Genomic DNA, 25,207 nt, shown 5'->3' on the forward strand with positions numbered 1-25,207 from the left:
CACCGTGCCTTTCCTGGCGCGCCCAAGCTCTGTGTCGATCCTGCCCCGCGGTGGTCGCCGCGCCGCCGGATCGGGCGTCCTGCTGCCCGGCGGCCGCCTCCTGACGTGCGCCCATGTGGTCAACAGCGCGCTCGGGAACCGGCCGGAAGCCGCGGACGACCCGGCGCCTGCCGCAGTGCGCGTGCTCGTGCTCCACCCGAGCGGCTTCCACGAGACCACGGCCCGGCCCGTGGTCTGGATTCCGCCCGGCCCTTCCTGTACCGCGGGCGCTGTCGAGTGGAGCGGCGACCTGGCCGTGCTCGAGCTGGCCGAGGACCTGCCCGCGACGGTCCTTCCGCCGCGCTGGCAGCCGATGGCCGAGGGACAGACCGTACGAGCCTGGCACGGCGGAGGACATGCTGCCACGGTCGCCGACGGCCGGGTGACCTCGTGCGACGGCAGGACCGGCTATGTCGACGGCATGCCGACCGGGGTGGCGATCGATCACGGGTACAGCGGCGGTCCCCTGTGGTCGGTCGGCGACGCCGCTGTGGTCGGCCTCGTCGCTGCAACGCTGACGCCTCCTCACGACCCCCTCACGGGCGTTCTCGAGCCCTACTCGCCCCAGCATGTCGCCCGCCGCAGCTGGGGCATTCCCTGGCAACGCATCCAGGAGGAACTGGTGCGCGCGGGCGGGGAGTACATCATCGAGGGGCTCGGCCCCAGTGTCCCGGCTCCGCCGGACGCGATCCGGCGCGACCTCGCGGACATCCTCGGCCGCGCTCTGCCCGACCCCGCGCACCGGGCGGACTGCGCACGGACGGTCGCGCAGCGGTGCGGGGCGGCGTACCCGCAGGGCCGCAACCTGCCGTCGGTGGACGAGTTCGCGCGGCTGCTCGCCACCGAGAAGCGGGCCATTCCCGCACTCACCGAAATCCTCCAGGCCACCGCTCCGCGAGCGGTGACGGAGCTGCTCGCCGTCGGACGACTGTCCGACGCGGCGACGCTGCTCTCACCCCGCGAACACCGGCAGTTGACGGAGGTCCTCGACACTCTGCCCGAGGATGCGGCGGCGCGCCTCCTCTCGGCCGTACGCGCCGCCCTGCCACTGACCGGGCTGCCTTCGGGGCTGTGTGGGGCCGAGCCGGCCGAGAGCTCCCCGCACTGCTACGGCACCGAACGGTCCGCCCGGATCGCGGCGGTGGTCGACCACCTGGAGGCCCTGCAGAGGGACAGCCAGCCGGTTCCGGACGGCACGTCCGGAGTCCCGGGTCTGCTGCGCGCCGTCGAGTTCGTGGCCGCCGTTTGCCCACCGCAGCAGCAGAAGGAGCTGCGCAAGTGGAGTGCGGCGACCGCCGGGCGCCTGGGCGTTCATGACTCGGCGCTCAAGGAGCGCCGGGCGGATGCCGAGGAGTGGGCGGCCCGGCAGAACGGGCACCGGCAGGCGGCGGCTCGCGTGCTGGTGCATCTGGCCGCGCACAGCGACCGGGACGGTGCCGACCGGTACCGGGTGCAGATCTGGTGCGACGAGGGAGCGGGGCCGCGCCGCGTCTCCGGCGACCCGGACCGTACGCGCACCGCCCCGGAGGCCGCCGAGGAGATTCTCGGCGTGCTCGAACCGCTCCACCGGGCCGCGCCCGACAGCCCCCGTCCCCTCATCGAAGTGCTCGTGGAACGCGATGCGTTGGAACTGCCCGTCGATCAGTGGGAGTGGCCGGGGCCTGCCGGTCTCCTGCCGGGCGTGCTCGGCGCCGAGTATCCGCTCATCGTCAACTGCCCGGAGCTCGTCGAGCGCGGCGGCGAGCGGTACAAGGCGTCGTGGCGGCACCGCTGGCGGCGGCTGGACGACGGGGCGACGGTGCACATCGACCGGTCGACGGGCGCCAAGGACCAGGTGTACGGGCTGCTCATGGAGCGGCTCGACGCGGCACGGGTCAGCATCGACGACGTACCGCCGCAGGCACGCATCGAGATCGTCCAGCTCTGCCTGGCGATGGGTATCCCGGTCGTCCTGTGGGACAGGACGACGGACCCGTCCTCCGATGCCGTCCCGTCCCTGGCGGGCATTCCACCGCGGCGGCTGCCGGAGGCGGTGCGCACCTACCGGGCGAGGCGCCTGCGGCAGCCGCAGCGCTTCGTGGGCCGTCCGGTGCTTGCGTGGGCCGATGCGGACCGCCGGATGCCGCAGCTGGAGCTGGCAGACCCGACCGATCTCTGATCGCCCGAGGCATGAATCCGGACGGAGGGTCCGATGACGTCGGAAGCGCAGTGGCGGCTGTTCCGTGGCGACGGCGAGCGCCGTGTGGTGCCCTTACCCGAGGCGCCGCCCTGGCGGCGATTCAGCGAACGGGCGGCGGCGGACGGCCGCCTGCCGTCGCCGTATCTCATCTCGCGGCAGCACGCGGATGTGGTGAACGCGGCGCTGCATCTGCGCAGGCCGCTGCTGGTCACCGGGCATCCCGGCACCGGCAAGTCGTCGCTGGCGGAGGCGATCGCCCACGAGCTCGGTCTGGGCGATGTGCTGCGGTGGCCGGTCAACAGCCGCTCCACCGTGCAGGAAGCGCTGTACCGGTACGACGCGATCGGGCGGCTCCGGGAGACCACGCTGAGCCGCGACCGGAGCGAGAAAGAGCCCTCCATCGGTGTGTTCGTACGGCTCGGCCCGCTGGGGACGGCGCTAGTGCCGCGTGAGCGGCCGCGCGTGCTGCTGGTCGACGAGTTGGACAAGGGCGACGTGGATCTGCCCAACGATCTCCTCACGGTCTTCGAGGAGGGGGAGTTCGAGATTCCGGAGCTCGCACGGCTCCCCGAGAAGGAGTCGATCGTCGAGGTGCTGACCGCGCGGGCCGACGAGCAGGCCACTGTCGTACGGGGACGGGTGCGTTGCAGCGAGTTCCCGGTCGTGGTCATCACCAGCAATGGGGAACGCGACTTCCCTCCGGCCTTCCTGCGCCGCTGCGTACAGCTGGAACTGCCGGCCCCGGACGAGGACCGGCTCAGGGCGATCGTCACCGCTCACCTCGGCGGGGACGCGATGGCGGAGGTGGACGATCTGCTGCGGGCGTTCCTGCAGCGGCGCGTGCCGGGGCAGCTGGCCACCGATCAGCTGCTGAACGCCGTGTTCCTGCGTGCGGGGGGAGTGGATCTGGACGCGGACGGGCTGCTGGACGCGGTGCTGCACCGGCTGGGCGGGGCGGTGTGAGTACGTGGGGGGCGCGGGCGGGCTGATCACCGACGTGCGTGCGGTCCTCGGGGACAGCGGCGTCGACCTCTCTCATCAGGAGCTGCTGGACGCCCTGTGGCTGGCCCGCCTCATCCCGGCCGGGGACGGGGACGCCCCGCTGACACGGGCGGCGAGCCGCCGGCCCGGGCTGCCGTTGAACCCGGCACCGAGGTCCGTTCGCCCCCTCGACGCACCGGGGCCGTCACCTCAGCCCGCCGAACCGGCCGGGCCCCCGGAGCCGTCCGGGCCGAGGGGCAGGCAGCGGAGCACTCCGACTCCCCCCGCGTCGGCGGCACGGCCGGCCCCCAGGACCGCAGCGACCGATCTGTACGCGGCCCGGGGAGGAACTGGTCCCGCCCCGTCCGATCGGGCCCCATCGGAGCCCGCGGGCACGCGAGCCGTGCCGGTGAGCCTTCCCGAAGGGAAGGCGCTGGGCAGTGAGTTGGCCGTCGGCCGGGCCCTCCGTGCCCTCAAGCAGCACCGGCCCAGCGTGTCCCGGCTGGAGTTCGACGAAGAGGCGACCGCGGCGAGCCACGCCGAGACCGGGCTGCCGTACGTGGTGCTGCGGCCTGCGCGGGAACGCTGGCTGGACCTCGCCCTGGTCGTGGACGACGGCATGTCGATGCTCCTGTGGCAGCGGCTGGCTGCCGAGCTCCGCACGATGTTGCAGCGGCTGGGGGCCTTCCGGGTCGTACGGACTTACGGTCTGCACACGCGCGGCGGCAACGCCCCCCTGGTACGCGGACGGCCCTTCGACCCGGATGCGCCTGCGCTGCCGCCGCAGCTGCTGGCGGATCCCTCGGGCAGGACGCTGGTCCTGGTGCTGAGCGACGGAATGGGCGCGGCGTGGCGGGACGGCAGGATGCACAACGCGCTGGTCCGATGGGCGTGTTGCGGGCCCACCGCGGTCGTGCATGCGCTGCCGCGCCGGCTGTGGAGCGGCTCCGGCCTGCGGGCGGAGCGATGGCATGTCACCAGCCGGCGGCGCGGCTCGGCCAATGTCGACTGGACGGCCTCGGATCCGGTGCTGCCGGCGGAACTGGCGGAGTTCAACGGTCTGCCGGTGCCTGTTCCGGTGCTCGAACCGAGTCCGGGGCCCATGGGGGCGTGGGCTCGTCTCCTCGGCTCGCGTGGCGCCGGTGCGCTGCTTCCGCTGCTCGGCAACCCGGGTCTCCGCCGCTCCGGCACGCGTGACCGCGCGGAAATCCGTACCGCCGACGACGAGGTGCGGCAGGTGCAGCACTTCCGGGACGCGGCCTCGCCGGAGGCTTTCCGGCTGGCTGCTCACCTGTCGGCGGTCGCGCCCGTATCCCTACCGGTCATGCGGCTGGTGCAGTCCGCCGTTCCGTGGCGTGCGGACACCGGCCACCTGGCAGAGGTCTTCCTGGGCGGCCTGATGCATCCGGCTGTCGGGTCTCCCGCCAGGGGGCCGCTGCCCCTGCAGCACCGCGTCTTCGACTTCACGGAAGCGGCCCGAGGAGCACTGCTCGACGCGGTCCCGACCGCCGAGCTGATGAACACCGGACGCCACGTAGGGCGGCGGCTCGAACAACTCGCGGGCCGGTCACCGGATTTCCCTGCCTGGCTCGCCCGATCGGACGGGACCGAGTCGCTTCCCGCCGGGCAGCGCGCCTTCGCCGGGGTCGGCCGCCATCTGTCGGCACGGTTCGGGGCACCGTCAGGTCCCCATCAGGCCCCGCCGCAAGCGGGGATCCCGGAGTCGCTGGGCCGCTACGAGCTGCGCGGGCCCGCCGGGTCCGGCTCGGACGCGTATCTGGCCGACGGGCCCGACGGAGAGCCCGTGCTGGTGCGGTTGGCGAGCCCCTCGGGTTCGCGCTCGGCCGTCAAACGGATTCGTACGCAGGCGGAGGCGCTGCGCCGGATGGACGGCCGCCACGCGCCCCAACTGCTCGGGCAGGGTCTCGATGACGACCCACCGTGGATCGCCGAGGAGTTCCTCCTCGATTCCGACGGCTCACCTGCCTCGAGCCTGACGCGTCTCCTCGCCGGCACGCACGGGGACCTGGATGCCGTCACCGCCGCCAAGATCGGCGCCAGCGTCGCGAACGCGGTGACCGTGTGCCTCGGCCGGCGCATGGTGCACTCCAACCTGACCAGCGACACCGTGTTCGTCGCCGACGGCATCGCCAAGCTCACCGGCTGGGAGACGACGGTCATCGACGGCCGCTCGTCCACGCTGTCCCGCAGGCGGCCTCCTACCGCGGAGAGCAATGTTTTCGCGCTGGGCCTGATTCTCCTCGCCCTGGGCGGCGGCGCCCCCGACCGGTGGTGGCCCAAGGGCGGCCAGAGTCACGCCTTCGCCCTGCCGAGATGGCAGGGGCCGGAGTGGGAACGGGTGCACGGCGTCGTCGTAGCCTGTCTCCACGCCACTCCCGCCTCCCGGCCCACGGCGCAGGATGTCGCGGAGACCTTCGGGCTCCGGCTGTACGGGAGTGCTCCGCCGCCGCCTCCGCCCGCGGCTGAGTTCATCGGGCCTCCGCCCCGGCGACCACGGCCTCCTGAGCTACCCTCGCCCCCGGCGGAAATGGCGGTCGAGCCCGGACCTGTGGCCCGCCGCCTCAAGGGCTGGGCCTCGCGATTCGGGATCGGGGAAGCCAGGCCGGCGCGCGAGCGCCGACTCGCGATGATCCGGTCGCCGCTGCCCACCCCTCACCGCATTGCGGTTGCCGGCCTCGACGGACAGGTCGACAAGACCGCGACCATCGCCGTCCTCGGTTCCATCCTCGCCTCGGAGCGCGCTCACCGGACCATCGCGGTCGACACCGGCTCCACGGCGTCCGCCCTCCGTGGAAGAATGCGCCGGCAGACGCGCGCGTACTTCCACGAAGTGGCGAGCGCGATCCCGGCCTTGGGAACCTACGCGAACATCCGCCAGCTCACCTCACGCAGCCGGTACGGACTCGACGTTCTGGCCCCCGACAGTGCCCTGGGGGATTCCGGTGGTTTGAGCGGCGAGGACTACCGCCGTCTGCTGAGCATGCTCGGCGTGCACTACCCCATCACCCTCATTGACCTGGGCGGCGACCTGTCCGAGCACGCTGTGAGCGGTTTCCTCGGCCCAGGCCACGGACTCGGCCTCGATCTCGCCGACCAGCTCATTATCGTCACCGCACCGGGACGGGACGGCACGGGCAGCGGATGGTCGACTGTCGAACGGATGATCTCCTGCGGCTACGAGAATCTGCTGCGGCAGAGCATCACGGTCGTCACTGGTCACGGCCGGACCTGGGACGAGCGCCCCGTACCCCATGTGGCGGCCCACTGCCGGGCTGTGGTCACGGTGCCGCACGACGAGCACCTCGGGGCGGGCGGCGAGCTGGTCCTCGACCGGCTGCAGCCCCGGACTCTCGACGCATACCTGGAGCTGGCCGCGCTGGTCACCGGGGACGACGGCTGGCCGTAGCCCGGTGCCCGCGCAACCATCCCGCGTCAATGAAGGTTGACAAAGCCCCCCGCTGTCATCTTAGGTTGACAGCATGGCTGGAGCAGACGCGAGAGAAGCCGTGGACGCCGCCGAGGCCGCCATGAACCGTGATCCCCAGGTCGGCCTGCGCGCGGTGGCCGCGCTGCGGCGGCTGGTCGAGCGGCTCGAGGCGCTGCAGGTCGACAGCGCCAGGCGGCAGGGCTGGTCCTGGGAGGAGATCGGAGCTGCGCTGGGCGTGAGCAGGCAGGCCGTCCACAAGAAGCACGCCAGGAGGTAGGCATGTTCGAGCGATTCACCAAGCAGGCGCGCGCGGTTGTGGTGCAGGCGCAGCAGGAGGCCCGGGAACTCGGGCACACCTGGGTCGGCAGCGAGCACCTGCTGCTCGGCGTGGTGTCGCAGCCCGGCGCGCTGGGTACGGCCGCGCTGGACCGCCGGGGCATCACCGCCGAGACGTGCCTGGCGGCGGTCGAGGCCGTCGTCGGCCGGGGCGGCAGCGGGATCGGGACCGATGACGCGGAGGCCCTGAAGGCGTTCGGCATCGACCTGGATGAGGTGCGCAGCCGCGCCGAGGACACCTTCGGGCCCGGCGCCCTCGACACGCCGCCGCACCGGGAGGAACCCGGGCCGCGGCGGATCCTGCCCTTCCGGCGGCGCCGGCGGAGCGGTGGCCGCGAACGCGCGGGGCACATTCCGTTCACCCCGCGCGCCAAGCGGGTGTTGGAGCGGTCCCTGCGCGAGGCGCTCGCGATGAAGGACCGTCACATCGGCGCCGAACACGTACTGCTGGGGCTGCTGGATCCGGAGGACCGGCTTACGGCGGGGGTGCTGCGGCGGCTGGGCACGGAGCCCGAGGCCGTACGGGCGGATGTGCTCGCGGACTTGGGGCGGGCGGCGTAAGGGCCTGCTCGGGGCCGCTGCCCGGCGAGGCCTGTCGCCGCCTCAGGTGCGCGCGGCCACGCGCAACCTGCGCCACACCGCCCGCGCCGCGTTGTGGCCGCACATGCCGTGCACCCCCGGCCCCGGGGTGGTCGCCGCGGAGCACAGGAACACCGCCGGGTGGGCCGTCGCGTACGGGACGCGGGCGAGCTTGGGGCGCAGCACCGACTGGAGGCCGTCGAAGGCGCCGCAGGCGATGTCGCCGCCGACGTAGTTGGCGTTGCGGTCCGCCAGCTCCGCAGGGCCTGCGACGGCGCGGGCGAGCACCAGGTCCCGGAACCCGGGCGCGAAGCGCTCGATCTGACGCTCGATCACGTCGGTCGCATCGCCGTCCCAGCCGTTCGGGACGTGGCCGTACGCCCAGAAGATGTGCTTGCCCTCCGGAGCGCGGCCCGGATCGGCGACCGTCGGCTGGGCGGTGATCAGGAACGGCACCTCGGGCGCCTGGCCGCGCGCCGCCCGGTTCAGCGCCGTGGCGATCTCCCGGGCCGACGGGCCGACGTGGACCGTGCCCGCCCGGCGGGCGTCCTTCGCGGTCCACGGCACGGGCCCCGAGAGCGCGTAGTCGATCTTGAAGACGGCGGGGCCGTAACGGAAGCGGTCGTAGGCGTTGCCGAGCCCGGCGATCCGGGCGAGGGCGGTGGGCGAGGTGTCGAAGACGTACGCGCGGGCGGGCGGCAGCTCGTCCAGGCGCTTGACCACCGTGCCGGTGTGGATCGCGCCCCCCAGATCGCGCAGATAGCCGGCCAGTGCGTCCGAGATGGCCTGCGAGCCGCCGCGCGCCACGGGCCAGCCGTGCGCGTGCGCGGCCAGCGCGAACATCACGGCGAGCCCGCCTGTGGTGAGGCTGCCCGGCCCGGTGACGGCGTGCGCCGCGAGCCCGGCGAGCAGCCCGCGCGCCTTCTCGTCGCGGAACCGGCGGTTCAGCAGCGCGACCGGCTGCGGGCCGAGGAACGCGAAGCGGGCGAAGCGGGCCGGGTCGCCGGGCAGGCCGAGCCATTGGGGGCGGAGGAAGTCCGCGGCCAGCGCATCCCAGTGACCCATGAAGGGGGCCACGAGGCGGCGGTACGTGCCCGCGTCGCGGCTGCCCAGGGAGGCGGCGGTCTCGCCGACGGAGTGGGCGAGCACGGCGGCGGTGCCGTCCGGGAAGGGGTGCGCCATCGGCAGCTCGGCGTGCACCCATTCGAGGCCGTAGCGGCTCAGCGGCATCGCGTTGAAGGCGGGCGAGCCCGCGCCGAAGGGGTGGACGGCGGAACAGGGGTCGTGCCGGAAACCGGGGAGGGTGAGCTCCTCGGTGCGGGCGCCGCCGCCGACCGTGTCCCCCGCCTCGTACAGCGCCACCGCGCAGCCACGGCGGGCGAGTTCGACAGCGGCGGTCAGCCCGTTGGGCCCGGCCCCCACCACGACCACATCGAGCATCGACGGCACCGCGAGACTCCTTCGTCCTCCGACGGCCGGTCCCCGAAGCCGGCCGCTTCGCGCGGCCGCCGGGGCTTCGCCCAGGATATGCGGCGCATGTGACGGCCTTCCTGCGTCCGTCCTCATCCGGTCGTCCCATCCGGTCGTCCCATCCGCCCGGTCCTGCGGCCGTGGTCTGCGGCGCGGCCACCCCGGGCGAAGATCGCGGGGGAGCCTACGGGAGGATTCCGGACAGGCGTAACGGCCCATGTCGGAGAGCTACTGACGGACTCCGGAAAAGCCTTACCCTCTTCGCTCATGGAACGCATTGTCCGCACCGACTTCCGCAAGCTGCATGGCTTTTCGAAGGCGGTCGCTCTCCCCCTCCTCCCCGCCCGCGTCTGGACAGCCGCCGAGTGGGACCGCATCCAGCTGGGCTACCGCGCCCAGGGCATGGACGAGCGGTGGAACGCCTTCGCCGAGGGAAATCGGCTCTTCCTGCACAGCAGCTGGACGGGACACCGCATCTACGAGGCCGTGTTCGCTCCCGCTCCGGGAGCCGACAGCGGGGACGGCCAGGGCCGGCACGGCGACGGGCTGATCATCTCCGGGGCGCTGGTCGAGGGCGACCCACGCCGCCACCGGCGGACCTCGGACGCGTACGACGCCGTCATGCTCGAGGTCCTCGTGGGCTCGGTCCTGCTCGGCGAGCGCTCCGGGGCGGGGCGGCAGCGCCTCACCGAGCTCCGCGGCGGCGCGGACTCCGGGCAGGACGCCGGGCAGGACGCCGAGGCCGCGCAGCGGCTCAGCGCGCTCGGCCTGCGCACCGCGGACGAGGCGCCGGAACCGGCGCGGTGAGCACGGAATCGGGGTCGGGACCGGGACCGGGACCGGGACCCGGACCGGGACCACGACCGGGACCGGGACCGGGACCACGGCCGGGATCGGGACCTGGATCGGGGGCAGGAGCGCAGGCGGAGTCGCCCGCAGAGGCGGTCATCCGGTCCATGGCAGACCGGCTCGTCCGCATCCCCGGCGTCAGGGCCGTCGCGCTCGGCGGGAGCCGGGCGCGCGGCACGCACCGAGCGGACTCCGACTGGGACCTCGGCGTGTACTACCGGGGCGAGCCCGACCTGGAGGCGCTGCGGGCGCTCGCCGCCGAGGTGACCGGGGAGCCCGTCGAGGTCGCGGGCCCGGGCGGGTGGGGGCCGTGGGTGAACGGCGGGGCATGGCTGACCGTCGGCGGGGCGCGGATCGACTGGATCCTGCGCGATCTGGACCGGGTGGAGCGGGTGTGGGCCGAGTGCCGGGAGGGGCGCTACGAGGTCGGCGTGCAGGCCGGTCATCCGCTCGGCTTCTGGTCCCCGGCGTACGCGGGCGAGGTCGCGCTCGGGCGCGTACTGGCCGACCCTGCCGGGGAGTTGACCGCGCTGCGGCAGAGCACGCGCCGCTACCCCGAACCGCTGCGTGCCGCGCTGACCGCCGGGGCAGCGTGGGAGGCGGAGTTCTCCGTCGCCACCGCCCGGAAGTCGGCGCGCGCCGGAGACGTGCTGCACGTGGCGCTCGGCTTGTCGCGGGCGGTCGGCGTCCTCTGCCAGGCTCTGTACGCCCACCACAAAGTGTGGTGCCTCAACGAGAAGGGTGCGCTGGCCGCGGCCGCGGCGCTGCCCGATGCGCCGCCGGGTTTCGGCGAGCGGGCCGCGGCCCTGCTGGCGGCGCCGGGCCGTACGCCGGAAGCGCTCGCGGCGGCGCTGGACGCGGCGGACGGGCTGATCGCAGCCGTACGGTCCGTGGTCGCCCCCACCTGACCCGGACCCGCGCCGGCGAGCACGAGCCCGTGCTCGCGGCGTGCGAGGCGGCGGGGATCGCGTTTCTGCCGTGGCGGCCGGTCGCCGGAGCGGTGTCGGGCGCGACGGCCGAGATCGCCGCCGTAGCAGCCGAACTCGGCGTCCCCCGCAGGTCTCGCTCGCGTGGCTCCTCGGCCACTCCCCGGTCATCCTGCCGATCCCGGGCACCGCCCGGATCGACCACCTGGAGGAGAATCTCGCCGCGGCACATCTCCACCTGGCCCCGGCCCACCGCGACCGTCTCGTCCGGTTGCCCGAGAAGGCCCAGGTTCCGTCTCTTCGGTCAGCCTCGGGGATACGCTCCACACGCTCTACGCGCCCGTCCCCCGCTGGTCGTTCCAGGGGCCCTCGCCCGGGTGGGCGGCCGGCTCGCCTCCCAGGTGGGCGCCCTTGAGGAGGTCGAGGACCCGGCGGGCCGTCGCCGCGTCACGGGCGGCCGTGAACGGGAGCGCGTTCCCCCCGGCTATCCGGAACGGCTCGCCAGCGACCGTCGCGCTCGCCCCGCCCGCCTCGGCGACCAGCAGCAGCCCCGAGGCGTGGTCCCACGGGTTCTCCCAGCCGAAGGCCACGGCTCCCAGGGCGCCCTGCGCCACGTGCAGGTACTCCAGCCCCGCCGAGCCGCACGGCCGCGGGGCGACACCGCTGACCACCAGCCGCGCGAACGCCTCGTCCTCCTCCAGCGAGCTGAAGTCGGGGTGGGAGGTGGCGATTTCCAGCACCGCGCCCGGCTCCGGGCTGCCCGCGTGCAGCGGCTCTCCGTTCAGCCGCGCTCCCCCGCCGCGCACCGCGACCGCCATCAGCCCCAGCGCCGGGGCGTGCGTCCAGGAGGCCAGCAGCTCGCCGCGGTGGGCGAGCGCGACGAGCGTGGCGAAGCCGGGGTCGCCGTGCACGAACTGCCGTGTGCCGTCGACCGGGTCCACGATCCAGACCGGCGCGTCCCCGCTCAGCACGCCCAGAATGCCCCGGTCGGCGTGGACGGCCTCCTCGCCGACCACCACCGAGCCGGGCAGCAGCTTCGTCAGCGCGGCCGTCAGGTGCTCTTCGGCGAGCCGGTCGGCGACCGTGACCAGGTCGTGCGGACCGTTCTTCTCGACGATCTCGTGCGCGGCGAGCTGCCGGAAGCGCGGCATCACCTCGACCGCGGCCGCCGCTCGCACCGCTTCCTCGACATCGGACAGGTGCCGGCCCGCATCGGGCCCGGAGACGAAATCATCGATCATCCCCCCATCGAACCACGCACCGCCGAAACCCTTCCCTTCGCGCAGCGGGACAGCCGGTGACCTGCGGGTGAACGCCCCGCCCGCACACGTACGGCCGTCCGGAGCACCGCGCACACGCGTACGCCCGCACGCGTACGCCCTGTCCGGAGCCCCGCCCGCACCGCGTACGCCGTCAGCGCCCGACGGCGTACCCCTGCATGCCCCGCGGGTTCGCGGCCGCCGCCGGCACGCCCGTCTCCGGGTCGCGGGCCGCCGCGCACAGCCGCCCCTCCGACCACGGTTCTCCGACCGTCACCTCGTGGCCTCGGCTCCGCAGCCCCTCGACGACCTCGGCCCCCGCCCGGCCCTCGACCGTGACGGAGCCCGGCCGCATCCCGCGCGGGAAGAACGAGCCGGGGAAGCTGACGTTGTGCCAGTTCGGGGCGTCCCTCGATGAGCCGGTGCACGTACGATCGAGGGGGCGGGCTCGGTCGGCGCCCGGTCACGGTGTCTCCTCCCGGCCGTGCTGTCGAAATGCGGTCCGCCCGCAGCTCCGTCGAGTAGACCGGACACATGACAGCGCAACGCACCGCCGCCGCCCCCGTGCAGGACCTGGACGACAAGATCCTCGGCGGCTGGCTGGGCCGGATCGCGGGCAACATGCTCGGCAAGCCCGTCGAGCGCGGCGACCACTGGACGCGGCAGCGGATCGACCGTTACCTGCGCCGCATGGACGCGCTTCCGCTCACCGACTACATCCCCGGGCCGCCGCCCGGAACTCCGCTGGACCCAGCGGAGTTCGAGCTGCGCCCCGAGTGGCCGGAGTGCACCCGCGGCAACATCCACGGCAGTTCCCGCGACGACGACGTCGACTACTCGATCCTCGGCCTGCACCTGCTGGAGACCCACGGCTTCGACTTCACGACGGAGCAGGTCGGCGACCTGTGGCTGCTCCGCCTCCCCTATCTGCAGACCTTCACGGCCGAGCGGGCGGCCTACCGCAACCTCGCGCGCGGCCTGAAACCGCCGGTCGCCGCGACCGTCGACAACCCCTACCAGGAGTGGATCGGCGCCCTCATCCGCGCCGACATCCACGGCTGGACCTCCCCCGGCGACCCGCGCCGCGCCGCAGGCCTGGCCCGCCGCGACGCCGTCCTGTCCCACACCGGCAACGGCGTGTACGGCGCCATGTGGGCCGCCGCCCTCATCGCCGCCGCCTTCACGGCCCCGTCGGTCCGCGCCGCCCTCGAGGTCTCGCTCGAGCACATCCCGCCGGGCTGCCGCCTCGCCCGTACGGTCCGGCGCACGGCCGCCCTCCACGACGCGGGTCTCACCTGGGAGTCGGCCCTGGGCGAGCTGGACCGCGAGACCGGCCACCTCCACTGGATCCACACCGTCCCCAACGCCGCCGTTCTCACGGCCGGACTCCTTTACGGTGAAGGGGACTTCACCGCCACGATCGCCCTCACCGTCCGCGGCGGCCTGGACACCGACTCCAGCGGTGCGACGGCCGGGTCTGTGGCGGGGGTGATGTGCGGCGCGGCCGCGATCCCGCCGCAGTGGACCGCACCGCTCGAGGACCGCGTCCGCAGCGCGGTCTTCGGCTTCGACGGTGTACGGATCAGCGAACTCGCCCGGCGCACGGGCCGGTTGGCGGCGCCTCCGCCAGGGCCGTCGACCGGCCGGAGAACGGGCCCCGGAAAAGCCGCGGAAAAGCCCTCCTGAGGCCGTAGAAATCCCCCTCCCCATCCGGGCTATCATCCGCCTTACACACACGTGATCGCGCACAGCCGTGCAGGTCGCGGACTCCTTGGCACCGGCGTGTCTTCTCCGGCCCGGCGGCCTGGTCCGCCGCGCCGCAGGGCTGTGTCGCCCTGTGGCGAGGGGAGCCTTCCGCTGGCAATTCGTATCTGGCTCAGCAGCGCGGGGGCCGCCACGACCCAGGTGATCCGGATGCTCCGCGAGAACCCCGACGCAGCCGAGGTGCACGTCTACGGCACCAACATCAGCCCGTTCGCTCCGGCGCTCGCCGCCTGCGACGTGAGCGAAGTCGAACCCCACCGCGTGAGCAACGAGGCCTACGCCGAGTTCGCCCTGGACTTCTGCCGCCGGCACGCCATCGACGTCCTGATCCCGCCCAGGCGCCTTGATGCACTCGCGCCGCACGCCGAAGCCTTCGCCCAGGCCGGTACGCGGCTCATGTGCTCACCGGCCGCCGCGGTCGGTGTGCTGACCGACAAGGCCAGGACGTACGAGGTGGCCAGGGCGGCCGGCGTCCCGGTGCCGCCGTGGCTGGTGGTCTCGGACGGCGACGGGCTGCGCTCGGCGGCGCGCGAGATCACCGAGGGCGGCGGCACAGCCTGCATCAAACCGGCGGGTGAGTACTCCGCGTTCGGGTTCCGCATCCTGGACGACGGGCCCCTGCACATGAAGGACCTGCTGGCACCGGCGCGCCCTCTCGCCTCGGTCGGCGCCGTGGCGGATGCGCTCAACCGGGCCGCGGACCGGGGCGAAACGGTGCCCGAGTTCATCGTGATGCCCTACCTGGACGACCCGGAGGTCAGCATCGACTGCCTCTCCGCCCCCGGCGGCTCCATGGTGACGTGCATCGCCAGGTCCAAGGACGGCCGCTATCGGCACCTGCTCGACGACCCCGCTGTGACCGCCATCGCGCGGCGCCTGGTGGGCCACTTCGGGCTGGCGTACCTCTCCAACGTCCAGCTGCGCCAGTGGCGCGGCCGACCGGTCCTGCTGGAAGCCAACCCCAGGGCCTCGGGCGGGATCTTCCAGACCGCCTTCACCGGGGTGAACCTGCCGTGGGCCGCCGTGCGCATGCTGCTCACCGGCCACCCCGGCCCGCTCGAACCGCCGAGGCTGGGCGGCCGTATCGCGGTCACCGAGACCGTCATGGACGTCGGCGCGGTCCAGACGGCGATCCCGGGCCAGACGCGGGCCGATACGGTCCGGACCGACCCGGTCCGACCCGATGCGGTCACCGCGCCCCGGCCCGCCGGGCTCCCCCTGGCGTAGGAGGCATCCCGGCGGATCCCTGGTTCCCCGCCGATCGCCGAGAGCGCCGGCTCGTACCAGACGTCACCGAGCCGGTCGCCTTCCTGCGTCCGCTCGGCAGGCCCGCCACGGCCTGGCGGCTGAGGAGTACGGTGGACCGGCGGTGGCAGGCGACCGGTGGTGGCCGGTGGTTGCGGATGGAGGCGCGCCGTGCACGGGGAGTACGAGATGCCGTGGGCGGACTACGACTGGCAGCTCATCCACGAGGGCGCGCAGTCTCCCGCCCTCCACATGGCCCTGGACGAGGTGCTGACCCTCGAGGTCGCCATGGCGCGGCGGTCGGCGACGCTGCGGGTGTGGGAGTGGGCCTCCCCCGCTGCGGTCATCGGGAGTTCCCAGTCGCTGCGCAACGAGATCGACCCGGCGGCCGCCGAGCGCCACGGCATCACCGTCGTACGGCGGATCAGCGGCGGCGGCGCGATGTTCGTCGAGCCGGAGAACACCATCACGTACTCGCTGTACGCGACCCGGGCGCTCGTCCGCGGGCTGTCCTTCGCCGACTCCTACGCCGGTCTCGACCGCTGGGTGCTCGCCGCGCTCGGCGGCATGGGCATCCAGGCCCGGCACCGGCCGCTGAACGACATCGCCACCGACGCCGGGAAGATCGCGGGCGCGGCACAGAGGCGGGTGGTGGCGGGCGAAGGGGCCGTGCTGCACCACGTGACGATGGCGTACGACATCGACGCCGCCAAGATGCTCGAGGTGCTGCGGATCGGCCGCGAGAGGCTCTCCGACCGGGGCACGCGGAGCGCGGAGCAGCGCGTGGACCCGCTGCGCCGCCGCACGGGCCTCTCCCGCGCGGCGGTCATCGACCGGCTGACCGAGTCCTTCCGCGACCGCTACGGCCTCACCGACGGCAAGGTCACGGCGGAGGAGCTGGCGCGGGCGGAACGGCTCGCGGCGGAGAAGTTCACCTCGGAGGAGTGGACGGCGCGGGTGCCGTAGCGAGCAGATGCGGCTCGCCCCCATTTCGACAAGCTCAGGACGCCCCCGGCTGCCTGATCCACCCCAGCGCCCGCTCGACGGCTCGCTTCCAGTTGTCGTACTCCGCCTCCCGACGTTCGGGGTCCATGTCCGGCAGCCACTGGGCCGCCCGGTGCCAGTTGCGGCGCAGGACTTCCAGGTCCGGCCAGTAGCCGGCGGCGAGCCCCGCGGCGTAGGCGGCGCCCAGCGACACCGTCTCGGCGACCATGGGCCGCACCACGGGCACGTCGAGCACGTCGGCGAGGAACTGCATGAGCAGGTTGTCGGCCGTCATACCGCCGTCCACCTTGAGCGCCTTCAGGGCGAGCGAGGAGTCGGCGTTCATGGCATCGACGACCTCCCGGGTCTGCCAGCCGGTGGCCTCCAGGACGGCTCGGGCCAGGTGTCCCTTGGTGATGTACGAGGTGAGGCCGACGATGACGCCGCGTGCGTCGCTGCGCCAGTGGGGCGCGTACAGGCCGGAGAACGCCGGGACGATGTAGCAGCCGCCGTTGTCCTCGACGGTGCGCGCGAGGGTCTCGATCTCGGGGGCGCTGCTGATCAGTCCCAGACGGTCGCGGAACCACTGGACCAGTGAGCCGGTGACGGCGATGGGGCCTTCCAGCGCGTAGACCGCGGGCTGGTCGCCGATCTTGTAGCCGACCGTGGTGAGCAGTCCGTGCCGGGACCGTACGAGGCTGGTGCCGGTGTTGAGCAACAGGAAGCTGCCGGTTCCATAAGTGCACTTCGCCTCGCCGGGGGCGAAGCAGGTCTGTCCGAACAGGGCCGCCTGCTGGTCGCCGAGGGCGGCGGTGATGCGGACACCGGGGAGGACGGCACGGGCGGCGCCGTAGTTCTCGGACGAGGGCCGGATCTCCGGGAGCATCGCGCGGGGGATGCCGAAGAAATCCAGCAGCTCCTCGTCCCAGGTGAGCGTGCGGATGTTCATCAGCATGGTGCGGCTGGCGTTGGTGACGTCGGTGATGTGCAGGCCGCCGTCCGGGCCTCCGGTGAGATTCCAGATCACCCAGCTCTCCATCGTGCCGAACAGCACCTCGCCGTCTTCGGCGCGCTGCTGCAGCCCTTCGACGTGGTCCAGCAGCCAGCGGATCTTCGGGGCGGAGAAGTAGGTCGAGGGGGCCAGGCAGCAGCGCTGAAGGAAGAAGTCGTCCCCGGGGTCGTTCCTCAGGTTCTCGATGTGCGCGGCGGTACGGGTGTCCTGCCAGACGATCGCCCTGCTCAGCGGGGCGCCCGTCATCCGGTCCCAGAGCACCGTCGTCTCCCGCTGGTTGGCGATGCCGACGGCGGCGATCTCGTCGCCGCCTACGCCGGCGCCGGAGAGCGCCTGCGGCACCACGCGCTGCAGATTGCGCCAGATCTCGACGGCGTCGTGCTCGACCCAGCCGGGCCTGGGGAAGTGCTGCTGGTGCTCCCGCTGGGCGACCGACACCAGTCGCCCACCGTGGTCGAACAGGATGCATCGAGTGGAGTTGGTGCCCTGGTCGATGGACATCACATACCGTTCAACCATGATCAGGTGCCTGCCTTCCGATGCGTTCGAGGAGGTCGGTGGGGCTCACCAGCGGGCTGCCCCCAGGTCTCGGGAGACCGCCCGTGCGGCATCGCGGACCAGGGTGACCAGGGCGGGCTGGGGACGGCCTTGGGAGTCGCAGATCCGCTCGACCGCGCCGGATGCTCCGATGGCGCCCACCACGAGGCCGCCGTGCCCCCGGATCGGCGCGGCGACGCCGGCATCGCCCATGCTCATTTCCTGGACCTCGGCGGCCCACCCGAGCTCCTGGATTTCGGCGAGGGCCCGGGTGAGACCCTCCGGGGCGACCAGGGTGTGCCGGGTGTACGCCTCGAGACCGGCTTCCAGCACCGGCTCCACGGGCGTGCTCCCGAAGGCCAGCAGCACCTTGCCGAGCGAGGACGCGTGCAGCGGCAGCAGCGAGCCCACGTCGAGGGTCTGGAGGGTGTCGTCCGGCCGGAAGACATGGTGGACGATGAGCACCTTCCCCTCCAGGGGCGTACCCAGGCGTACCGCCTCCCCGCTGCGGGCGGCCAGGGCGTCGGCCCAGTTGATGGAGCGGGACCGCAGCTCGTTGACGTCGAGATAGCTGGTACCGAGGTGGAGCAGGGCCGCTCCGAGCTGGTACTTTCCGGTCGCCTCGTCCTGCTCCACGAAGTCCACGTGCTGCAGGGTGCGCAGGATGCCGTGCGTGGTTCCCTTCGCGAGCCCCAGCGCAGCCGCCACCTCGCCCAGCCCAAGCCGACGGGGACCGCCGGCGAGCAGACGCAGGATCGCCGCCGCCCGTTCGATGGACTGGACCGGGCCGGCCATGCAGCGATCCTAGTACCGCGATCACCGGTCGGCATCACGCACTGTTTCCGAATCGTTCGCACGCCCGAAAGGCGCGTTCGATAATGTCGACCCCCGTTCATTGACCCTCTCAGGTGCCGTCCATAGTCTTTCGGGGATCTGCGTCGACCCACGACCACTCGGCAGGCTCACGGAAGGAGGGCAGATGGCACTACAGCTCCATACGACGCCGCAGGAGGGCGCGGAGCACGTCTGTCCGCTGCCGCATGCCCCCGGAGCCGTCTCGGCCGTGCGCCGATGCGTGCGCACGGTCCTGGCCGGGTGGAACCTGTCCCAGGACGTCGCCGATGACGCGCTCCTGGTGATCTCGGAGCTGCTCACCAATGCGGTCGTCCACGCCCTGCCCCCGACCGCGCTACGACTGTCCTGGACCTGGATCGACGGGCGCAGCGCCCTGCGCATCGAAGTCACCGACGCGGGACCCGCGCATCCGGCCGGACAACCGGCCGACGAGCTCGACCCCGACGAGCACGGCCGCGGCATCGGCATCGTCACCGCCCTCTCGGCCCGCTGCGGCGTGCACATCCACCCCGGCGGCATCACGCGGTGGGCGGACCTCCCCGCGGCGTAGAACGCACGGCGAGGCGAGACGGCGTCGCGCTGCGAGTTCGGGCTCGTGTGACTGAGCGCTTCAGTCGCCGGGTTTCGCCAAGCACCGCGCTCAGGACGTGGCCGGAAGATCAATTCGGTCTGTCACTTCAGGAAGCAGGAGCTGCGCCGACTGCTCGTTGTCTGCTTCTTCTTCGTCGAGCCGGTCGACGAGGAGCATCGCCGCATCGTCCGCCAGGTGGCCCCCGGCGTGACGGATCAATGCCTGGTGCAGTTGTTCCAGGAACTGCGGCGGGGTGCAGGTGTGCACCGCTTCCATGGCCTCGGGCAAGGCGAAGAAATCGTTGTCAGGATTGCGGGCCTCGATCACGCCGTCGGTGTGCAGCAGCAGACGGTCACCGGGTGCGAGCGGATAGCTCTCCGCCTTGGCGGGAGGACCGGTCATGAAGTCGTCCAGGCCCAGGGGTGGCAGTGGTGAGCTGGGCATCAGGGCGTGAACCCTGCCCCGGTGCAGCAGCAGCGGAGGCGGATGGCCGCGATTGACCACCTGGACTTCGAAGCCGTCGGGCACCTGAGCTACGAGCGCAGTGACGAAATCCTCCGCCGGGTCTTCCCTCTCGTCCTGGTCGACCGCCCCCGGCGCGGCTCGCTCCCGGTGCAGCGCAGCCGCGCAGTGGTTCACCACCTCCACGAGGTCGTCCTCATAGTGCACGGCCTCCCGGAAGGCGCCCAGCACGGCTGCGGCCAAACGCACAGCAGGCAGCCCTTTGCCGCGGACGTCCCCCACGATCATCCGGACCCCATACCGGGTCTGTACGGCCTCGTACAGATCGCCGCCGATCTGCGCTCCGGTCTCAGCCGCGAGGTACATGCTGGCTGCCCGTACCGGGCCCAGCCGGGCCGGTGTAGGCCGCAGCAGGACTCGTTGTGCTGCCACGGCGACCCGGCGAACCTGGGTGAGCTCGCTCTGCCTGCGCGTGCGCACAGCTTTGCTCGTGATGACACTGGCCACGGACACCACGAGGAGGCCCAGGAGGTTGCTGTAGATCAGCATGCCACCCCACGCCTCGTGCAGGGTGGTGGTGATCAGGCTGACGGCCAGGGCTCCAGCCGCTGCCGAGAGGGTGCCTTTCGGGCCCATCGTCAACGAAGCCAGCGCCGGCATCGCGACGAGGAGAGGGCCGGTGTAGATATCGTGCGCAGGCGAGAGCTCGATCCCCAGCCCGAGCAGTATGATCACGAACGGCACGCACTGCGCGACTCGGAAAAGGGCCCGGCTGTGACCGCCCGCTCCCGGCGTAGGAGCTGGGCGGAAGAGCGTCCGCATGGGTACAGCCTGCCTCGCCGAAGGTGAGTGTTCCACTCATCGCCCCCGCGGCCTCCCGAGGCATCCGAGGACCCGTGGCCGACACCCCCCAGCGCTACGGTGCCCGTTGCGCTCAGGCTCGCCAACTCAGCCGCTGACCCGACAACTGAAGCGCTCAGTCACAGCTCGGACGTGGCCGGTGCCACCGCAGCTGCCGCATAAATCTATGCACGGGCGATCCGGATGTGCCAGGCGTCACCGTCGCGGACGAGTCGACCGCGGAGCTCGTGGGTACGGGGGGCTCCTTCCTGCCACCACTGGCGAATCAGGGCGCGAAGAACTTCGAGAGCGGGCGACTCGGGGTGGTCTGCGATGAGGAGCTGCTCCGTGGCGAGGGCTGCGTGGGCTGTGCCGTCGGGGGCGAAAGAGCCAACGCCGATGCCGACGCCGTCATCGAGGGTTGCTTCGAGGAGCCCTTCGGGGCTGGTGCCGATGAGCCAGTTCTTGAAGTGGAAGTACTCATCCCCTGGCGCCTGGGTCGGCTCGGTGTGCGGCTTGTCGCTCAGGCCGGAGAGGAGGGAGTTCGCACCCTCGCGGTTCGCGGGGGTGAGCGTGGTGAGGGTCAGGTGCGGCTGCCCTGGGGCCTTGGCCTGGGCGCCCGTCGTCGGGATGCCTAGGGCCGTCATGGGGGTGTAGCCGCCATGGTGGATCGTTACCGGTGCGGCTGGTGGTCGGCGTCGACCGTGACGTGAGCGATCGCGTAGGCGCCGGGCAGCGACGAGAGACGCACACCGGTCAGCAGCGCGCCGCCGGGCGTGAGTTGCTGGAGCCACGCATCGGGGATGGCGGGCGGGGTGGTCCCGACGAGAGTGCGGTCATACGGGGCGCGCGGCGGATGGCCGAGGAGACCATCGCCGACCACTGCCGCGACCTGGTGTCCGTGCTCGGCGAAAAGCGCTTCGGCACGCCTGGAGAGGTCGGCGTCGATGTCGACGGTGGTGACGTGACCGGTGGGCCCGGCGAGATGGGCAAGGAGGGCAGCCGAATAGCCCGAACCCGTGCCGATTTCAAGGACGTTGGCGCCAGGAGGGACAGCTAGCATCCGCAGGTGGCGCTGGGTGACAGCCGCGGGGGTGCAGGGGCGTACTGCACGCCCGTCGGGGCCGTGGAAGCGGGCGGCGGGCACGACATCGGCAGCGAGGTCGATTGCGTCGGGCATTGATGGTTCCTTGGGTTCAAACGCGAAGGGTGACGTGGAAGGGGCGATCCGGGGTGTCCGGCTCCCTGACGGGGTGATGGTTCGCTTCGATCCATGCCCCATGGGCGGCCGCCTTTGTGCGGTGCTGGCGCAGCCAGAGCTCGGTTGTGATCAGTGCTTCGAATGCGGCGAGCTTCCCGGGCACGCCAACGGCCATCCGGACGAGCACGGCCGCGGCATCGCCATCGTCACCGCCCTGTCGGCCCGCTGCGGCGTGCGCATCCACCCCGGCGGCATCACGCGGTGGGCGGACCTCCCCGCGGCGTAGGGAGTTAGGTCCGCCCTCGCAGGGGCGGAAGTACGAGCCGCCGATCGCGAGGACGTCACCCGCCGCGAAGGCCACGGTCGCCCTTGGCCGGGCCGGGTGGCGTGCGCGATCCGGACGGATTCTCGTCGGAGTGACATGCTGGAGTCCGCACTGGCGAGAGGGAGTTGGCTCATGCAGTGGACCGTCCATGGCGAACGTCAGATCTACAGCAACCCGTGGGTCAACCTGTGGCTCGTGGATGTCCAGCAACCCGACGGCCGCCGCTGGGAGCACCACGTCGTACGGATGCGGCACCTCGCCGTGGCCGCTGTGGTGGATGACCAGCATCGGGTCCTGATGCTCTGGCGGCACCGATTCGTCACCGACACGTGGGGCTGGGAACTCCCGATGGGCCTGATCGAGGGCGACGAAACGCCCGAGCAGGCCGCTGCCCGGGAGGTGGAGGAGGAGACCGGCTGGCGAGCGGCGGCGATGAAGCCACTGGTGTACGCCCAGCCCGCGAACGGCATCACCGACTCCGAGCACCATGTCTTCCGCGCGGACGGCGCTACGTACGTGAGCCCGCCGACGGAGATGAACGAGGCGGACCGGATCGAGTGGATCCCGCTCTCCGAGGTCCGGGGCATGATCGACCGCCGGGAGATCGTCAGCAGCGGCACGCTTGTGGGGCTGCTCTATCTGCTGCTCGACGAGGCCGCGAAGCGCGTCGGCTAGGCAGGTGGTCAGCCGAGCACTTCGCGCCGCCGCTGATCGAACGCGATCACCGGCGCCTCGCGGGCGTACGGAGCCAAGCGGCGGTGGAATTCGTGCACATGGCCCGCCACGCGGGGCGAGTCGATGGCGGCGGTCAGGTCGAGAGCGAGTCCGGCGCTGTGGCAAGCCTGGTCGAGTTTGTCCTGCTGGAGCTGGGTGCTGGCGAGCCAGAAGGCGTGGAAGGCACGTCCCCGCTGTTGGGCCGCCTTCTCACGACGCAGCCCTTCGACAATGAGCGGTTCGGCGCGGGACGCCTGGCCGAGGCGGGCCAGGGCGATGCCCGTGTCGACGATGAGCTTGGTCTCGTCGAAGTAGCGCACCCAGGAGGGCGCCGCGTCCTCGCGGCCGCGCGATCGCTCGTACTGATCGCGGGAGCGGTCGATGGCTTGGTGGCAGGCGGGGGCGTCGCGGAGGGCGGCGTGCGCGAAGGCTTCGCGCATGTGCAGCATGGACATCACCAGCGGCTGCTCGTCCGCCGCCCGGGCAGCGTCCTGGGCCTTGCACGCGAGGGCGACAGCGTCAGAGGGGTTGCCGTCGTAAGTGGCGAGAAGACTCATGCAGGAGAGCACATTGGCCATGAACAGCCGGTCACCCTGTCCGTGGGACAGCTTGAGGGCCTGGGAAAAGTAGGTGCGAGCGGTGCTGTACTGGCGCGCATCGAAGTACGCCCACCCGGCAAGGCGGGCCAGCTCGGCGGCGAGCGACTGCAGATCACTCAGCAGGCTCCCCTCGGCACTGCGCGCCAACTGCTCGACGTAGCGCAAGTGTCCAACGACAGCGGGACGTAGGGACGCTCCGCCGTGCTGGTCGTCGCGACGCCAGTAGTCCTCCACGGAGGAGCGGAGTGCAGCGAGGGTGGAGCGGGTGACCTGCCCGTCGGCCAGCGCGAGCAGATCATCCAGTTCGCCGAACGGGGTCCTGTGGGCGCTCTGTACGTGCGGGGGCTCCGATTCGGCTTCCGGGGCGCGGTCGTGTGTACGGACGGGGGCGGGGATCTCCCAGGGGCGGTGCGCGAGCCCGAGCATGGCGCCCGGGATCCGTAGCCCGTCAGCAACGCGCTCGATCACGTCGATGTGCGCCAGCCCACGGCGGCCCGTCATGATCTCGCCGACGCGGCTGGGTGTCATGCCGCACAGGGCCGCGATCCGCGAAGGGTAGATCCCGGCCTTGAGCTTGACCAGGCGGAAGATGCGGCTGAAGTCGCGAGCGCGGCAGGCATCCTGCCACGCAGGGCTAGCCAATAAGTCGGGCGGAAGCGCCTGATGCGACTGCGATCCAGACACCACGGCCCCTTCCTCAAGTGAGCAGCGAATCGGCCGTGAGGCTCAATCGCCCTAGATCTTACCCACGTTGGGTAATCACCTTGACCTGATTCCGTAATCGCTCGCTGCGATCAGCTGTCCCCGTACCGCCAACGACAAGGGGACGCGATGCACCCGACGACAACGCACGACCAGGCGACCGAACAGCGGTGGAAGATGCAATTCGCCTCGAACCCCAAGTGTGTCTCCCTGGCTCGACGACTGGTCGGCAAGACGCTCACCAGCTGGGGCTACAGCTCAGACGACGTCCTGCGTGTGATCCTGGTCTGCAGCGAGCTAGCCACCAACGCCGTACTGCACGCTCGGAAACCAGGCCATCTCTTCGAAATGTGCCTCACCGCCGACGGAGCGAACTGCCTCGTGGAGGTATCCGACGCCAGCGGCCGCCCGCCACGACCCGTCGATTCCCACACGGACGACGAGCATGGCCGCGGCCTCCAGCTCGTAGCCAGTCTGACTGAAGAGACCGGCCACCACCCCCGCACCCCCATCGGCAAGACGGTCTGGGCCCGCCTGCATCTTGGCGCCCCAGACGGGGATCCAGGCGCATGACTGACGCGGCAGGTCACCATCGGCGGAGACCGAAGGCCAAGATCCTGGGGGACACTCTGAGCGGCAGGCCGACATGATTCATCCTTGCTGGTCACTTGCCTCGACAGGGCGGCTGGAGGCACCGCCCAGGCGGAGCTCTGAGGGAGGACCGTCGCACGACCGCCGGATGCCCTCGGCCCAGCATCGGCTCATGGCCCTGATGGAAGTGCAGCTTCCGGTACGCGCCCGCGCGCTCGTCGAGGGCAAGACGGTGTTCATGGCCGTGCCGAAACTCGCCGACCCTCACCCGTTCTACCTCCTCGACCCGGCGGCGCTGGCAGTCCCGCCTGCCGAAGCTGCGGCGAGCAAGGTCGCTGCGGCGGTCGCGCCGAAGGTGGACGTGGAAGCTCTGCGGCCCGTCGACATGGTGGTGGTCGGCAGTGTCGCGGTGAACCGGTCCGGCGTACGCATCGGCAAGGGGGCGGGGTACTCGGATCTGGAGTTCGCCTTTCTGATGGAGGCCGGGCTGATCAGCTCGCGAACCGTGGTGGTGACCACGGTCCATGCCGTGCAGGTCCTGGACGAAGAGCTACCGGCCACTGGCCACGACTTCGGGGTGGATCTGATCGTCACCCCCGATGAGGTCATCACATGCCGGTCTCCGCATCGCCCGGCGGGACTGGTGTGGGAGCACCTGGACGCGGAGAAGATCGCTTCCATCCCCGTCCTCGCGGCCCGCGCTCCTGCGGCCGGTCGCTGAGCCGCCGAGCAGAACAGC

Annotated in this window: 22 protein-coding genes and 3 pseudogenes; 16 read left to right on the forward strand and 9 right to left on the reverse strand. The window is 72.0% G+C overall.

Annotation, left to right across the window (positions count from 1 at the left end; all coding sequences use genetic code 11):
- The first annotated feature begins 31 nt into the window (after nucleotides 1-31).
- From ACTWQC_RS19725 to ACTWQC_RS19745, 5 genes are all read left to right on the forward strand, one after another.
- Nucleotides 32-2,197 (forward strand): VMAP-C domain-containing protein, encoded by a 2,166-nt coding sequence (locus tag ACTWQC_RS19725; RefSeq protein WP_443317045.1) that lies wholly within the window; start codon nucleotides 32-34, stop codon nucleotides 2,195-2,197.
- 33 nt (nucleotides 2,198-2,230) lie between these two features.
- Nucleotides 2,231-3,181: an AAA family ATPase gene (locus tag ACTWQC_RS19730; RefSeq protein ID WP_443317046.1), complete on the forward strand. Its 951-nt coding sequence runs from the start codon at nucleotides 2,231-2,233 to the stop codon at nucleotides 3,179-3,181.
- A gap of 34 nt (nucleotides 3,182-3,215) precedes the next feature.
- The gene (locus ACTWQC_RS19735) at nucleotides 3,216-6,626 is read left to right on the forward strand and encodes an SAV_2336 N-terminal domain-related protein (protein ID WP_443317130.1); all 3,411 of its coding nucleotides are present in this window, start codon (nucleotides 3,216-3,218) and stop codon (nucleotides 6,624-6,626) included.
- Between the two features lie 73 nt (nucleotides 6,627-6,699).
- Nucleotides 6,700-6,924 (forward strand): hypothetical protein, encoded by a 225-nt coding sequence (locus tag ACTWQC_RS19740; RefSeq protein ID WP_443317047.1) that lies wholly within the window; start codon nucleotides 6,700-6,702, stop codon nucleotides 6,922-6,924.
- 2 nt (nucleotides 6,925-6,926) lie between these two features.
- The gene (locus ACTWQC_RS19745) at nucleotides 6,927-7,544 is read left to right on the forward strand and encodes a Clp protease N-terminal domain-containing protein (RefSeq protein WP_443317048.1); all 618 of its coding nucleotides are present in this window, start codon (nucleotides 6,927-6,929) and stop codon (nucleotides 7,542-7,544) included.
- A gap of 42 nt (nucleotides 7,545-7,586) precedes the next feature.
- On the opposite strand, the gene ACTWQC_RS19750 is transcribed toward ACTWQC_RS19745, so the two are convergent.
- Complete coding sequence (locus tag ACTWQC_RS19750; RefSeq protein ID WP_443317131.1) at nucleotides 7,587-9,002, reverse strand: phytoene desaturase family protein; 1,416 nt, start codon at nucleotides 9,000-9,002, stop codon at nucleotides 7,587-7,589.
- A gap of 297 nt (nucleotides 9,003-9,299) precedes the next feature.
- Here ACTWQC_RS19750 and ACTWQC_RS19755 point away from each other — a divergent pair, with 297 nt between their 5' ends.
- The 3 genes and pseudogenes from ACTWQC_RS19755 to ACTWQC_RS19765 form a co-directional block, all read left to right on the forward strand.
- Nucleotides 9,300-9,839, forward strand: coding sequence for a hypothetical protein (locus ACTWQC_RS19755; protein ID WP_443317049.1), 540 nt, complete (start codon nucleotides 9,300-9,302; stop codon nucleotides 9,837-9,839).
- Between the two features lie 149 nt (nucleotides 9,840-9,988).
- A complete protein-coding gene (locus ACTWQC_RS19760; protein WP_443317050.1) occupies nucleotides 9,989-10,789 on the forward strand; it encodes a nucleotidyltransferase domain-containing protein in 801 nt (266 codons plus the stop codon).
- Between the two features lie 14 nt (nucleotides 10,790-10,803).
- Nucleotides 10,804-11,093: pseudogene (locus tag ACTWQC_RS19765) on the forward strand (aldo/keto reductase); the annotation flags it as partial.
- A 46-nt stretch (nucleotides 11,094-11,139) separates the two neighbouring features.
- Here ACTWQC_RS19765 and ACTWQC_RS19770 read toward each other — a convergent pair.
- Both ACTWQC_RS19770 and ACTWQC_RS19775 read right to left on the reverse strand, forming a co-directional pair.
- The gene (locus tag ACTWQC_RS19770) at nucleotides 11,140-12,048 is read right to left on the reverse strand and encodes an inositol monophosphatase family protein (protein ID WP_443317051.1); all 909 of its coding nucleotides are present in this window, start codon (nucleotides 12,046-12,048) and stop codon (nucleotides 11,140-11,142) included.
- 172 nt (nucleotides 12,049-12,220) lie between these two features.
- Nucleotides 12,221-12,475: pseudogene (locus ACTWQC_RS19775) on the reverse strand (gamma-glutamyltransferase family protein); the annotation flags it as partial.
- Between the two features lie 125 nt (nucleotides 12,476-12,600).
- Here ACTWQC_RS19775 and ACTWQC_RS19780 point away from each other — a divergent pair.
- The 3 genes and pseudogenes from ACTWQC_RS19780 to ACTWQC_RS19790 all read left to right on the forward strand — a co-directional run.
- Entirely contained in the window at nucleotides 12,601-13,752 is a 1,152-nt protein-coding gene (locus tag ACTWQC_RS19780; RefSeq protein WP_443317052.1) for an ADP-ribosylglycohydrolase family protein, read from the forward strand.
- Nucleotides 13,753-13,893: 141 nt separating this feature from the next.
- Nucleotides 13,894-15,057, forward strand: coding sequence for an ATP-grasp domain-containing protein (locus tag ACTWQC_RS19785; RefSeq protein WP_443317053.1), 1,164 nt, complete (start codon nucleotides 13,894-13,896; stop codon nucleotides 15,055-15,057).
- A gap of 168 nt (nucleotides 15,058-15,225) precedes the next feature.
- Nucleotides 15,226-16,041: pseudogene (locus ACTWQC_RS19790) on the forward strand (lipoate--protein ligase family protein); the annotation flags it as partial.
- A 34-nt stretch (nucleotides 16,042-16,075) separates the two neighbouring features.
- Here the strand turns inward: ACTWQC_RS19790 and glpK are convergent.
- Nucleotides 16,076-17,590, reverse strand: a complete 1,515-nt coding sequence (glpK, locus tag ACTWQC_RS19795) for a glycerol kinase GlpK (protein ID WP_443317054.1) — start codon at nucleotides 17,588-17,590, stop codon at nucleotides 16,076-16,078.
- A gap of 45 nt (nucleotides 17,591-17,635) precedes the next feature.
- Nucleotides 17,636-18,403, reverse strand: coding sequence for an IclR family transcriptional regulator (locus ACTWQC_RS19800; RefSeq protein WP_443317055.1), 768 nt, complete (start codon nucleotides 18,401-18,403; stop codon nucleotides 17,636-17,638).
- A 184-nt stretch (nucleotides 18,404-18,587) separates the two neighbouring features.
- Here ACTWQC_RS19800 and ACTWQC_RS19805 point away from each other — a divergent pair, with 184 nt between their 5' ends.
- Nucleotides 18,588-19,013 (forward strand): ATP-binding protein, encoded by a 426-nt coding sequence (locus tag ACTWQC_RS19805; protein ID WP_443317056.1) that lies wholly within the window; start codon nucleotides 18,588-18,590, stop codon nucleotides 19,011-19,013.
- Between the two features lie 90 nt (nucleotides 19,014-19,103).
- Here the strand turns inward: ACTWQC_RS19805 and ACTWQC_RS19810 are convergent, their stop codons facing one another.
- The 3 genes from ACTWQC_RS19810 to ACTWQC_RS19820 form a co-directional block, all read right to left on the reverse strand.
- Nucleotides 19,104-20,240, reverse strand: coding sequence for a PP2C family protein-serine/threonine phosphatase (locus ACTWQC_RS19810; RefSeq protein ID WP_443317057.1), 1,137 nt, complete (start codon nucleotides 20,238-20,240; stop codon nucleotides 19,104-19,106).
- 281 nt (nucleotides 20,241-20,521) lie between these two features.
- A complete protein-coding gene (locus ACTWQC_RS19815; protein ID WP_443317058.1) occupies nucleotides 20,522-20,983 on the reverse strand; it encodes a hypothetical protein in 462 nt (153 codons plus the stop codon).
- A gap of 26 nt (nucleotides 20,984-21,009) precedes the next feature.
- The gene (locus ACTWQC_RS19820) at nucleotides 21,010-21,516 is read right to left on the reverse strand and encodes a protein-L-isoaspartate O-methyltransferase family protein (RefSeq protein ID WP_443317059.1); all 507 of its coding nucleotides are present in this window, start codon (nucleotides 21,514-21,516) and stop codon (nucleotides 21,010-21,012) included.
- A 100-nt stretch (nucleotides 21,517-21,616) separates the two neighbouring features.
- Between ACTWQC_RS19820 and ACTWQC_RS19825 the strand changes: the two genes are divergently transcribed.
- Both ACTWQC_RS19825 and ACTWQC_RS19830 read left to right on the forward strand, forming a co-directional pair.
- A complete protein-coding gene (locus ACTWQC_RS19825) occupies nucleotides 21,617-21,823 on the forward strand; it encodes a hypothetical protein (protein WP_443317060.1) in 207 nt (68 codons plus the stop codon).
- 171 nt (nucleotides 21,824-21,994) lie between these two features.
- Nucleotides 21,995-22,537, forward strand: coding sequence for an NUDIX hydrolase (locus ACTWQC_RS19830; protein ID WP_443317061.1), 543 nt, complete (start codon nucleotides 21,995-21,997; stop codon nucleotides 22,535-22,537).
- A gap of 8 nt (nucleotides 22,538-22,545) precedes the next feature.
- On the opposite strand, the gene ACTWQC_RS19835 is transcribed toward ACTWQC_RS19830, so the two are convergent.
- A complete protein-coding gene (locus ACTWQC_RS19835) occupies nucleotides 22,546-23,859 on the reverse strand; it encodes a helix-turn-helix domain-containing protein (RefSeq protein WP_443317132.1) in 1,314 nt (437 codons plus the stop codon).
- A gap of 147 nt (nucleotides 23,860-24,006) precedes the next feature.
- Between ACTWQC_RS19835 and ACTWQC_RS19840 the strand changes: the two genes are divergently transcribed.
- Entirely contained in the window at nucleotides 24,007-24,450 is a 444-nt protein-coding gene (locus ACTWQC_RS19840) for an ATP-binding protein (RefSeq protein ID WP_443317062.1), read from the forward strand.
- A gap of 190 nt (nucleotides 24,451-24,640) precedes the next feature.
- Nucleotides 24,641-25,189 carry a 5-formyltetrahydrofolate cyclo-ligase gene (locus ACTWQC_RS19845; protein WP_443317063.1) on the forward strand — a complete coding sequence of 183 codons (549 nt, stop codon included), beginning with the start codon at nucleotides 24,641-24,643 and terminating at the stop codon, nucleotides 25,187-25,189.
- Nucleotides 25,190-25,207 lie beyond the last annotated feature (18 nt).

This window comes from Streptomyces sp. 8N616, assembly GCF_052246385.1.
Classification (GTDB): domain Bacteria; phylum Actinomycetota; class Actinomycetes; order Streptomycetales; family Streptomycetaceae; genus Streptomyces.